Genomic DNA, 11,703 nt, shown 5'->3' with positions numbered 1-11,703 from the left:
TTTGCATCGCTTTTGAAACGGAAGTGTACGGGCGCTTAGCTCAGCTGGTTCAGAGCATCTGGTTTACACCCAGAGGGTCGGGGGTTCGAATCCCTCAGCGCCCACCATAAAAACCGAAACACTTCCGCCAACAAAAGGGCGCTTAGCTCAGCTGGTTCAGAGCATCTGGTTTACACCCAGAGGGTCGGGGGTTCGAATCCCTCAGCGCCCACAGAAATGGAAGTCTTGCGAAGAGGTTCGTGAGGCTTTTTTTATTTCTTACCGCTTTTATACAAACTTTCTTTGTCCTTTTGGCTTATAACTCAGGAAAAAGAGTTAATTTTGCAGTCTGATAATTATCTAAGAAAACGTATGGAACTTGATGTATTAACGGCCATATCTCCGATTGATGGTCGATATAGAGGCAAAACTAAAGCTTTGGCGGCTTATTTCTCTGAATTTGCACTGATTAAATACCGTGTACAGGTAGAGGTGGAATACTTTATCACCTTGTGTGAACTTCCTTTGCCGCAGTTGAAAGGAATCGATAGCAGCGTGTTTGAAACTTTACGGAATATCTACCGTAATTTTTCGGAAGCAGATGCGCAACGCATTAAAGATATCGAGAGTGTAACCAACCATGATGTAAAAGCTGTAGAATATTTCCTGAAAGAAGAATTTGACAAGCTGGGTGGAATGGATGACTATAAAGAATTCATTCACTTCGGACTGACTTCTCAGGATATTAACAATACGTCTGTGCCTCTTTCTATCAAAGAAGCGTTGGATAAAGTTTATTATCCGTTGATTGAGGAACTGATTGCACAGTTGAAAACTTATGCAACGGAGTGGGCTGACATCCCGATGCTTGCTAAAACTCATGGACAGCCGGCTTCTCCGACTCGCCTGGGTAAAGAGGTGATGGTATTCGTTTACCGTCTGGAACGCCAGCTGGCTATGCTGAAGGCATGTCCGATCACTGCTAAATTTGGTGGGGCTACCGGTAATTACAATGCTCATCATGTTGCATATCCTCAATATGACTGGAAACAATTCGGCAATCGTTTTGTTGCAGAGAAACTGGGACTGGAACGCGAAGAATATACCACTCAGATTTCGAACTACGATAACTTATCTGCTATCTTTGACGCGATGAAACGTATCAATACCGTGATGGTAGATATGAACCGTGACTTCTGGCAGTATATTTCTATGGAATACTTCAAACAGAAAATCAAGGCCGGAGAAGTCGGATCAAGCGCAATGCCGCACAAGGTAAATCCGATTGACTTTGAAAATGCGGAAGGTAATCTGGGTATCGCGACATCTATTCTGGAGCACTTGGCTGTGAAGCTTCCTGTTTCCCGCTTGCAGCGTGACCTGACAGATTCTACAGTACTCCGTAATGTCGGTGTGCCTTTCGGGCATATCGTGATTGCCATTCAGAGTTCACTGAAAGGACTTCGCAAGTTGCTGCTGAACGAACCGGCTATTTACCGTGACCTGGATAATTGCTGGAGCGTAGTGGCTGAGGCTATCCAGACTATTTTACGCCGCGAGGCTTACCCGCATCCGTATGAAGCTTTGAAAGCTTTGACCCGGACAAACCAGGCTATTACAGAAAGTTCTATTAAAGAGTTTATCGAAGGCTTGAATGTAAGCGAAGATATTAAAAAAGAGTTAAGAGCAATTACTCCGCATACTTATACGGGACTTTAATTGTTTACTTATACAATAAACGTGTTTTTTAAATAGGCCGTGAGGCCAAAGTCTAATTTTATTCGAATAAAAAAATGAGCACAGAAAACGAAGAATGGCGCGAAAATTCTTTCAATGAGGAGAATACAGGTGCCGGCCGTGATGGTAACAAGTCTTACAACAGAGAAGGTGGAGAACGTCCGTATCGTCCTTCTTACAACCGTGAAGGTGGGGATCGTCCGTATCGCCCGCGATTTAATACCAACAATGAAGGTGGAGAACGCCCGCAGCGTTCTTATGGTGACCGCTCTTATGGCGATCGTCCGCAACGTCCTTCTTATAATCGTGAAGGTGGAGACCGTCCGTATCGCCCTCGCTTCAATAGCAATAATGAAGGAGGCGAACGTCCGCAACGTCCTTACAACCGCGAAGGTGGAGAGCGTTCTTATGATCGTCCTCAACGTCCTTCTTACAACCGTGAAGGTGGTGACCGTCCGTACCGTCCGAGATTTAACCCGAATGGCGAAGGAAGCGATCGTCCGCAGCGTCCTTACAATCGTGAAGGCGGCGAACAACGTTCTTATGGCGACCGTCCGTACCGTCCCCGTTTCAATAGTGGTGAAGGTGGTGACCGTCCTCAGCGTCCTTACAACCGCGATGGTGGTGATCGTCCGTATCGTCCTCGCTTCAATAGTGGCGAAGGTGGCGGTTATCGTAATAACAATGCTGGCGGCTATCGTCCGAGATTTAACAATGACCGTTCGCAGGGGGGCTATCGTCCGCGTCCGCGTACCAGTGACTATGATCCGAATGCTAAATATAGCATCAAGAAACAGATTGAGTACAAGGAACAGTTTGTTGACCCGAATGAACCGATTCGTCTGAATAAGTTCCTGGCTAATGCCGGTGTTTGCTCACGTCGCGAGGCTGATGAGTTTATCACAGCAGGTGTGGTTTCTGTAAACGGTGAAGTCGTAACTGAATTGGGTACAAAGATCAAGCGTTCGGATGTTGTGAAGTTCCATGATGAACCGGTTAGCATTGAACGCAAGGTATACGTACTGTTGAATAAGCCGAAAGATACGGTTACTACATCGGATGATCCGCAGGAACGCCGTACGGTAATGGACCTGGTAAAAGGCGCTTGCAACGAGCGTATTTATCCGGTAGGACGTCTTGACCGCAACACGACTGGTGTACTTCTGCTGACCAATGACGGTGACTTGGCTTCAAAGCTGACACACCCGAAATTCTTGAAGAAGAAAATTTATCATGTTCATCTGGATAAGAACCTGACAAAAGCGGATATGGATCAGATTGCAGCTGGTGTACAGTTGGAAGATGGTGAAATCCATGCAGATGCTATCAGCTACACAGATGATTTCAAGAAAGACCAGGTAGGTATCGAAATTCACTCCGGCAAGAACCGTATCGTTCGCCGTATTTTCGAATCACTGGGATATAAAGTAGTAAAACTCGACCGTGTATTCTTTGCCGGATTGACCAAGAAAGGTCTGCGCCGCGGAGACTGGCGTTATCTGTCGGAAGCAGAAGTAAACTACCTCCGCATGGGTTCGTTTGAGTAATATATAATATTGTATTAAAAAAGTTTTATGGAAAAGATTGGTAGAACAAAAATTGTTGATCTGTTGAAGCGCGAAGACTTTGGCGCTATGGTCAATGTGAAAGGATGGGTTCGCACCCGTAGAGGTAGCAAACAAGTTAACTTTATCGCACTGAATGACGGTTCTACAATAAATAATGTGCAGATCGTAGTGGATCTGGCTAATTTCGATGAAGAGATGCTGAAACTGATTACTACCGGAGCTTGTATAAGCGTGAACGGGGTAATGGTGGAATCGGTAGGTTCCGGTCAGAAAGCGGAAGTGCAGGCTAAAGAAATCGAAGTGCTGGGTACTTGCGACAATACATATCCATTGCAGAAAAAAGGTCACTCCATGGAATTCTTGCGCGAGATCGCTCACTTGCGTCCGCGTACCAATACCTTTGGTGCAGTGTTCCGCATTCGTCACAACATGGCGATTGCTATTCACAAGTTTTTCCATGAAAAGGGATTTTTCTATTTCCATACACCGATTATCACAGGGTCTGACTGTGAAGGTGCCGGACAGATGTTCCAGGTAACTACCATGAGTCTGTATGACTTGAAGAAAGACGAAAGAGGTTCTATCTCTTATGATGACGACTTCTTCGGCAAGCAGACAAGTCTGACTGTATCCGGCCAACTGGAAGGTGAATTGGCTGCTACGGCGATGGGTGCTATCTATACATTCGGTCCTACATTCCGTGCTGAAAACTCCAATACTCCCCGCCACTTGGCAGAGTTCTGGATGATTGAGCCGGAAGTGGCTTTCAACGACATTGCTGACAATATGGACTTGGCAGAAGAGTTCATTAAATATTGTGTGAAATGGGCGTTGGATAACTGTGCGGATGATGTGAAGTTCCTGAACGATATGTTCGACAAGGGCTTGATTGAACGTCTGCAAGGTGTGTTGAAGGATGATTTCGTTCGTCTGCCTTATACAGAGGGTATCAAGATTCTGGAAGATGCTGTTGCTAAAGGACACAAGTTTGAGTTTCCGGTTTACTGGGGAGTAGACTTGGCTTCCGAACACGAACGTTATCTGGTGGAAGAGCACTTTAAACGTCCGGTGATTCTGACTGATTATCCGAAGGAGATCAAGGCCTTCTATATGAAGCAGAATGAGGATGGGAAGACGGTGCGCGCAATGGATGTTCTTTTCCCGAAAATCGGTGAAATCATTGGTGGTTCTGAACGTGAAGCGGACTATAACAAATTGATGACTCGTATTGAAGAGATGCATATCCCGATGAAGGATATGTGGTGGTATCTGGATACACGTAAGTTCGGTACTTGTCCTCACTCCGGTTTTGGACTCGGTTTTGAGCGTCTGTTGCTGTTTGTAACAGGTATGTCAAATATCCGTGACGTGATACCGTTCCCGCGTACACCGAGAAATGCTGAATTCTAATATTTCGGTATATTTATGTAAAACTCGCATAATCTTTCGATTGTGCGAGTTTTTTTATGCCTTTGATTGTTATTTTCTCAAAATAAATCTTTATATTTGGACATGCGCATTCAAGAGTGTTAACTAAAATCATATTGTCATGAAAAAGCTCTATTTCTTTACCATGCTTTCAATTATGTTGTTAGCGGTAACAGGTGCGATGGCCCAGAAGAAAACTAAGTTTAAACCGGCCGATTTGAAAGGGATTTGGCAGTTGTGCCATTATGTATCAGAATCTCCCGATGTTCCGGGATCGTTGAAACCCAGTAATACATTTAAGGTATTGAGTGATGACGGCAGAATCGTGAATTTTACCATTATTCCCGGTTCTGACGCGATTATTACCGGATATGGTACCTATAAACAGTTGACTGATGATTCTTATAAGGAGAGTATCGAGAAGAACATCCACCTTCCGATGCTCGATAATCAGGACAATATTCTGGAATTTGAGATTAAAGATAATGATTACCTGCATTTGAAATACTTCATCAAGAACGATTTGAACGGAAATGAGTTGAATGCCTGGTATTATGAAACCTGGAAACGGGTGGAAATGCCGGCTAAGTTCCCGGAAGATATTGTGCGATAAATGAGATTGCAATATAGATTCTTTGTTGTTTTTTTGACCTCCCCGGTATAAATCCGGAGGAGGTCTTTTTATTTTCTTCACCTTATCTGTAAATATAGTAAGTTCCCCTTGTCATTCAACCCGATAAATCCAAAAAAAGCTAGAAATAGTTTGCCAATTCAAAGAAAAGCCGTACTTTTGCAAGCCGATTATTATCACAAAATGATAAGAGATTAATTCATAGCAAGTTAGTCCTCCTTTGTCCGGGGAGGTTAATATGTGGTGAAGAAAATTTTTAGTAGTAACATTTAAAAAACAAATTTAAGAGTGGATACTTTAAGTTACAAGACCATTTCTGCAAACAAAGCGACTGTAACCAAAGAATGGGTTATCGTTGACGCTACAGACCAAACACTAGGTCGTCTGGGAGCAAAAGTTGCAAAATTGCTGAGAGGAAAGTACAAACCGAACTTTACTCCTCACGTAGACTGCGGTGATAACGTTATCATCATCAATGCAGACAAAGTAAAACTGACTGGTAACAAATGGAATGACAGAGTTTATTTGTCATACACAGGTTATCCTGGTGGTCAGAGAGAAATGACTCCTGCCCGTTTGATCACTAAACCGAACGGTGAAGAGAGATTACTGAAAAAAGTAGTGAAAGGCATGCTGCCCAAGAATATTCTGGGAGCTAAATTGCTGGGTAACTTGTATGTTTACGCTGGTAGCGAACACAAACACGAAGCTCAGAGCCCGAAAATGATTGATATTAATTCATATAAATAAGATATAATGGAAGTAGTAAATGCATTAGGCAGACGTAAACGTGCAATCGCACGTGTATTCGTAAGCGAAGGTACAGGAAAGATTACTATTAACAAGAGAGACCTTGCAGAGTACTTTCCATCAACTATACTTCAGTATGTTGTAAAACAACCATTGAACAAGCTGGGTGCTGCTGAGAAGTATGACATCAAGGTTAACTTGTGTGGTGGTGGTTTCACTGGTCAGTCTCAGGCATTGCGTTTGGCAATCGCTCGTGCATTGGTTAAGATGAACGCTGAAGATAAGGCTGCACTTCGTGCTGAAGGCTTCATGACTCGTGACCCACGTTCTGTAGAACGTAAGAAACCGGGACAGCCGAAAGCTCGTAGAAGATTCCAGTTCAGCAAGCGTTAATGTGCTGCCTGACCGAGGAATATGTTTAGTATCTAAACTACTGGGACTCTGCTTATAGACTACCCGGCGGTTGGTTTAGAAAAAACAAAAAAGAAAGTAAACGATTTAAAGAAAAAACAAGATGTCAAGAACAAATTTTGATACTTTATTGGAAGCCGGTTGCCACTTCGGACACCTTAAGAGAAAGTGGAACCCTGCAATGGCTCCTTATATTTTCATGGAACGCAATGGTATTCACATCATTGACCTCCACAAAACAGTTGCAAAAGTAGACGAAGCTGCTGAAGCTTTGAAACAGATTGCCAAATCAGGCAAGAAAGTTCTTTTTGTTGCTACTAAAAAACAAGCTAAACAAGTTGTAGCTGAGAAAGCTCAATCTGTTAATATGCCTTATGTAATCGAGCGCTGGCCGGGTGGTATGTTGACCAACTTCCCGACTATCCGTAAGGCTGTGAAGAAGATGGCTACTATCGATAAATTGACTAACGATGGTACATATTCTAACCTTTCTAAGAGAGAAGTTCTTCAGATCTCTCGTCAACGTGCAAAATTGGACAAGACTTTGGGCTCTATCGCTGACCTGACTCGTCTGCCGTCTGCATTGTTCGTTATCGACGTAATGAAAGAAAATATCGCAGTTCGTGAAGCTAACCGTCTGGGTATCCCTGTATTTGGTATCGTTGATACTAACTCTGATCCTACAAACGTTGACTTCGTAATTCCTGCTAACGATGACGCTACTAAGTCAGTAGAGGTTATCCTTGACGCTTGCTGTGCTGCAATGATCGAAGGCTTGGAAGAAAGAAAAGCTGAAAAGATCGACATGGAAGCAGCTGGTGAAGCTCCTGCTAACAAAGGCAAGAAAAAATCAGTGAAAGCAAGACTTGACAAGTCTGACGAAGAAGCTATCAATGCAGCGAAAGCTGCTGCCTTCATCAAGGAAGACGAAGAGGCTTAATTATATAATGTGCCAATTTGCTAATGTGCAAGAGTATGCTTATACACTTGCATCTTGATTGGCAGATTGGCACATTTTTTGTTTTGAAAATTATTATTCATTTAAATAAAGGAAATTATTATGGCTGTAACTATGGCTGATATTACCAAGCTGCGTAAAATGACCGGAGCTGGTATGATGGACTGTAAGAATGCATTGACAGAAGCTGAAGGCGATTACGACAAGGCAATGGAAATTATCCGTAAGAAAGGACAAGCTGTTGCTGCTAAGCGTTCAGAACGTGATGCTTCTGAAGGTTGTGTTTTGGCTAAGACTACTGGTGAATATGCCGTTGTCATTGCTTTGAAGTGTGAAACTGACTTTGTTGCTCAGAATGCTGATTTTGTGAAACTGACTCAGGACATTCTGGACCTTGCTGTGGCTAACAAATGCAAGACATTGGATGAAGTAAAAGCATTGCCGATGGGTAACGGTACTGTACAGGATGCAGTGGTTGACCGTAGCGGTATTACTGGTGAGAAAATGGAGCTTGATGGTTACATGACTGTAGAGGGAGCAAGCACTGCTGTTTACAATCACATGAACAGAAACGGTCTCTGCACAATCGTTGCTTTCAACAAGAACGTTGACGAGCAGTTGGCTAAACAAGTAGCTATGCAGATTGCTGCAATGAATCCGATCGCTATTGATGAAGATGGCGTTTCTGAAGAAGTAAAAGAAAAGGAAATTGCTGTTGCTATCGAGAAAACAAAAGCAGAACAGGTACAGAAAGCTGTAGAAGCTGCTCTGAAGAAAGCCAACATCAACCCTGCTCATGTAGATAGCGAAGAGCACATGGAAAGTAATATGGCTAAGGGCTGGATTACAGCTGAAGATATAGCTAAGGCAAAGGAAATCATTGCTACCGTTTCTGCTGAAAAGGCTGCACACCTGCCGGAACAAATGATTCAGAACATCGCTAAGGGTCGTCTGGGTAAGTTCTTGAAAGAAGTTTGTCTGCTGAATCAGGAAGATATCATGGACGCTAAGAAGACTGTAAGAGAAGTATTGGCAGCTGCTGATCCTGAACTGAAGGTTCTTGATTTCAAGCGTTTCACTTTGAAAGCTGAATAATCTATCTCAAAAAGATAATAAGCTAAGGGCGGAATTCTAATGATTCCGCCCTTTGTCATTATCCTCCGACACCTTTGGTCTTTGTATATCCTTCTTTTATTAACAGGTCTATTACTTTCTGCTTGAAATCTCCTTGTACGATGATTTCTCCGTCTTTGGCCGAACCTCCGACTCCACATTTGCTTTTCAGTAGTTTTCCAAGTTCTTTCTGGTCATTCTCCGTACCTACGAATCCGGTGATGAGTGTAACGACTTTACCTCCACGATTTTTCCTGTCGAGAGAAACCCGAAGATTTTGTTTGTTTTTATCCAGCGTCACTTGTTCCTGATCATCATCCATATCATAGTTAAAATCAGGATTTGTAGAATAAACCACATTCAGCCTGTCTTTCCAATCATTATTTTTCATATTCTTCTGCTTTTATTGTGTCAAAAGTAATATTTTGTGGGGAACTTTGCAATCTTTTGTCTATTTTGCCGTCTAATAATAAAACGAAATAAGACTAATAAACCGAAAATGATGAAACGATATATAGCGTTTGTTCTTATATGTTCTTTTACTATCTCTCTTTGGGCACAAACATTTAAAGGCAGAGTGGTTGACTTTGCGGGAAATCCGATACCCTACGCGGCACTTTATCTGAAAGAACTTAAAACAGGCTTTACTACCGATGATAATGGTTGTTTTCAGACTTCGCTCCAACCGGGACAATATACTTGTGAGGTTTCTTCTCTGGGATTCGCAGGACAAACGTTTTCCTTCTCCATATCTACCGGAGATTTGGAAAAGAATATCGTACTCTCGGAGCAGGTATACAGTTTGCGGGAAGTCAATGTAGTAAAAGGGGCGGAAGACCCTGCCTGTTCTGTGATGCGCAAAGCGATTGCCAATGCTCCTTATTACCGTACGCAGGTGAAAGGATTTAGAGCCGGTACCTATCTGAAAGGTACGGGAAAAATGAAGACCATTCCCGCTATTTTAAAGCTGTCAAAGGAAGTCAGGAAAGAGTCGAAGGAGCTTTTGGGTAAGTTGTTTGTGATGGAGGAACAGAGAGTGGTAACTTTCAAAGCTCCCTCTACCTGGGAGAATCAGGTAAAGGCTTATTCCAATTCTTTTCCGGAAGAGATGGAGGTCAGAATTGGTCTGACTACAATCAACTTTTACGAACCTGTTATTTTTGATAAGGTATCACCATTGAGTGCCGGAGCTTTTTCCTATTACCGTTTTAAGTTGGAAGGGTGTTATAGTGAAGGCAACTACCTGATCAATAAGATAAAAGTCATCCCTAAACAAGACAGCCCACGTCTGGTATCCGGAGATTTGTACATTGTGGAAGACCTTTGGTGTGTTTCTGCGGCTGAGCTTTCTATTCATATGGGTGGTTTAAAGGCTAAGGTTAAGGTTACTTGTAAAGAAGTTCAGTCCGCTGTTTTTCTTGCTACTTCCACAAGTATGTCTTGTGAAATCAAGATGATGGGATTTTCGGCAGAGGCTTCTTATCTGGCGGCGGTACATTATACGAATGTAGAAGTTGCAGACCGTCAGCAGGTAATGAATAGGGGGCTGTCTTCTTCTGATACTTCACTGAAGCAAAACCGAAAGCAGCAGAAGCTTGCAAGGCAGATAGAAGAACTGGCGGCAAAAGATGATTTGACTTTGAAAGAAGCCTATAAATTATCTAAGCTGATGGAAAAGAACATAGCTGAATCCGACTCTACACGTTCTTCGCATAAATATGAGCGCAAAGTGAGAAAAAGAGAGGTGAATGTGAAGACTGATTCGCTGGCAGGTGAAAAGGATTCGCTTTATTGGGCGGCTGTCAGGAGTGTTCCTTTGCGCCCGGAAGAAATACAGAGTTATGTTCATAAGGAAAAGTTATCCCTTTCCAAAGATTCACTTCAAGAGGATGATTCGATAAAGACATCCGTTGGAAAAAAGATCATTCAGACATTTCTTATGGGGAAAACTTTTCGTAGTCCTAATAAAAATGCATGGATCTCTTGGACCGGCCTGCCTTCCTATGTGCCTGAATATAATTTTGTAGATGGTTTTTGGCTGGGAGCCAAGTTTGAAACAGGACTGAAACTATCGGAAGCCTCTGTTTTACAATTTACTCCATCTGCATACTATACCTCTGCCCGTAAAGCGTTGGCAGGACAAGGTGAACTCTCCCTGAGCTATGCTCCGAGGCGACGAGGGTATATGGTACTGTCCGGTGGAATGCTTTCTGCCGATTATAATGGAGAAAGTGGAGAATCACGTCTGATAAATGGCGTTGCTTCTTCTTTCTTCGGACGAAATGATGTGAAACTTTATGAGAAACGTTTCCTGTCCTTACATCATCAGATTGAATTGGCAAACAGTTTGTTGTTTTCTACCTCACTTTCCTGGCAGCGTCGGCAGATGTTGGAGAATCATATACACCGGAGTTGGTTTAAGAAAGAGGCAGAACCGAATATTCCGGATAGCCGGGCATTCTATCCGATGCCTGAAAATGAACTATTAAAAGCTTCGTTTGCTTTGGAATATACTCCGGTCCATTATTACCGGATGCAGAAAGGGAAAAAAGTGTATGAAGAATCCAGGTATCCTACTTTTACATTACGTTATGACCGGGCTTTCCCTTTGAAAGGTACGTTGTCTTCTCCATCCTATCATTTAGCGGAATTTTCCGCCAGACAGAACATAGAGTTCGGAATGTTTAATACGTTGGACTGGGCCGTTAATGCCGGAACTTTTTGGGATAAGAAAGGTATGCAGTTCCCCGATTTCAAACATTTTGCGACAACTGGTTTACCGGTGACCGAGCGCTCGTTTGACACAGGATTTTCTTTGTTGGATAATTATGCATACTCTACCAATACCCGATGGGTACAAGCTAATATTTCCTGGTACACTCCCTATTTATTGCTGAAATTTCTACCTTTCCTGAAAAAGAAGAATCTGGATGAAGCATTGCATCTCCGTACGCTTGCAGGATATGACCGGCGTCCCTATTCGGAAGTCGGTTACTCCATCGGATTCCTGAAACTGGCACGGTTAGGCGTCTTCGTTGGCTTCGAGAGTCTGAAATACCGTTCGACCGGAGTTTCCGTCAGCATTCCTTTGTCTATGTTTGCGGGAGAATAGCACCTGTGTAGAAATA

Annotated in this window: 10 protein-coding genes and 2 tRNA genes; 11 read left to right on the top strand and 1 reads right to left on the bottom strand. The window is 43.0% G+C overall.

The annotated features are described in order from the left end of the window. Positions 1-29 precede the first annotated feature (29 nt). From BLW31_RS01555 to tsf, 10 genes are all read left to right on the top strand, one after another. A tRNA-Val gene (locus BLW31_RS01555) sits at positions 30-107 on the top strand. Positions 108-136: 29 nt separating this feature from the next. Next, positions 137-211, top strand: a tRNA-Val gene (locus BLW31_RS01550). 140 nt (positions 212-351) lie between these two features. Beyond that, positions 352-1,698, top strand: coding sequence for an adenylosuccinate lyase (gene purB / locus BLW31_RS01545; RefSeq protein ID WP_010536504.1), 1,347 nt, complete (start codon positions 352-354; stop codon positions 1,696-1,698). Between the two features lie 74 nt (positions 1,699-1,772). Beyond that, on the top strand, positions 1,773-3,263 hold the full coding sequence (locus BLW31_RS01540; protein WP_010536505.1) for a pseudouridine synthase: 1,491 nt from the start codon (positions 1,773-1,775) through the stop codon (positions 3,261-3,263). Between the two features lie 27 nt (positions 3,264-3,290). Further along, positions 3,291-4,694 carry an asparagine--tRNA ligase gene (asnS, locus tag BLW31_RS01535; protein WP_010536506.1) on the top strand — a complete coding sequence of 468 codons (1,404 nt, stop codon included), beginning with the start codon at positions 3,291-3,293 and terminating at the stop codon, positions 4,692-4,694. 139 nt (positions 4,695-4,833) lie between these two features. Beyond that, positions 4,834-5,325 carry a DUF4488 domain-containing protein gene (locus BLW31_RS01530; protein WP_010536507.1) on the top strand — a complete coding sequence of 164 codons (492 nt, stop codon included), beginning with the start codon at positions 4,834-4,836 and terminating at the stop codon, positions 5,323-5,325. A gap of 306 nt (positions 5,326-5,631) precedes the next feature. Continuing rightward, positions 5,632-6,093 carry a 50S ribosomal protein L13 gene (rplM, locus tag BLW31_RS01525; RefSeq protein ID WP_008760800.1) on the top strand — a complete coding sequence of 154 codons (462 nt, stop codon included), beginning with the start codon at positions 5,632-5,634 and terminating at the stop codon, positions 6,091-6,093. A 6-nt stretch (positions 6,094-6,099) separates the two neighbouring features. Continuing rightward, positions 6,100-6,486, top strand: a complete 387-nt coding sequence (gene rpsI / locus BLW31_RS01520; RefSeq protein WP_008760801.1) for a 30S ribosomal protein S9 — start codon at positions 6,100-6,102, stop codon at positions 6,484-6,486. Between the two features lie 121 nt (positions 6,487-6,607). Then, the gene (gene rpsB / locus BLW31_RS01515; RefSeq protein WP_008760802.1) at positions 6,608-7,444 is read left to right on the top strand and encodes a 30S ribosomal protein S2; all 837 of its coding nucleotides are present in this window, start codon (positions 6,608-6,610) and stop codon (positions 7,442-7,444) included. 120 nt (positions 7,445-7,564) lie between these two features. Next, positions 7,565-8,557: a translation elongation factor Ts gene (gene tsf, locus BLW31_RS01510; protein ID WP_010536508.1), complete on the top strand. Its 993-nt coding sequence runs from the start codon at positions 7,565-7,567 to the stop codon at positions 8,555-8,557. A gap of 58 nt (positions 8,558-8,615) precedes the next feature. On the opposite strand, the gene BLW31_RS01505 is transcribed toward tsf, so the two are convergent. Next, positions 8,616-8,966, bottom strand: a complete 351-nt coding sequence (locus BLW31_RS01505) for a translation initiation factor (protein WP_010536509.1) — start codon at positions 8,964-8,966, stop codon at positions 8,616-8,618. Positions 8,967-9,077: 111 nt separating this feature from the next. Between BLW31_RS01505 and BLW31_RS01500 the strand changes: the two genes are divergently transcribed. Further along, on the top strand, positions 9,078-11,687 hold the full coding sequence (locus tag BLW31_RS01500; RefSeq protein ID WP_029425275.1) for a DUF5686 and carboxypeptidase regulatory-like domain-containing protein: 2,610 nt from the start codon (positions 9,078-9,080) through the stop codon (positions 11,685-11,687). The last annotated feature ends 16 nt before the right edge of the window (positions 11,688-11,703 follow it).

Origin of the sequence: Bacteroides faecis MAJ27, from assembly GCF_900106755.1 — a bacterium.
Taxonomy (GTDB): Bacteria; Bacteroidota; Bacteroidia; order Bacteroidales; family Bacteroidaceae; genus Bacteroides; species Bacteroides faecis.
Note: the sequence above shows the minus strand (reverse complement) of the source record. Positions and strands in the feature narration are given on the sequence as shown.

What these genes read in the sequence shown, in the direction of transcription:
- purB (WP_010536504.1), top strand. Translation starts at nt 352, where the DNA reads ATGGAACTTGATGTATTAACGGCCATATCTCCGATTGATGGTCGATAT.
- BLW31_RS01540 (WP_010536505.1), top strand. Translation starts at nt 1,773, where the DNA reads ATGAGCACAGAAAACGAAGAATGGCGCGAAAATTCTTTCAATGAGGAG.
- asnS (WP_010536506.1), top strand. Translation starts at nt 3,291, where the DNA reads ATGGAAAAGATTGGTAGAACAAAAATTGTTGATCTGTTGAAGCGCGAA.
- BLW31_RS01530 (WP_010536507.1), top strand. Translation starts at nt 4,834, where the DNA reads ATGAAAAAGCTCTATTTCTTTACCATGCTTTCAATTATGTTGTTAGCG.
- rpsI (WP_008760801.1), top strand. Translation starts at nt 6,100, where the DNA reads ATGGAAGTAGTAAATGCATTAGGCAGACGTAAACGTGCAATCGCACGT.
- rpsB (WP_008760802.1), top strand. Translation starts at nt 6,608, where the DNA reads ATGTCAAGAACAAATTTTGATACTTTATTGGAAGCCGGTTGCCACTTC.
- tsf (WP_010536508.1), top strand. Translation starts at nt 7,565, where the DNA reads ATGGCTGTAACTATGGCTGATATTACCAAGCTGCGTAAAATGACCGGA.
- BLW31_RS01505 (WP_010536509.1), bottom strand. Translation starts at nt 8,966, where the DNA reads ATGAAAAATAATGATTGGAAAGACAGGCTGAATGTGGTTTATTCTACA.
- BLW31_RS01500 (WP_029425275.1), top strand. Translation starts at nt 9,078, where the DNA reads ATGAAACGATATATAGCGTTTGTTCTTATATGTTCTTTTACTATCTCT.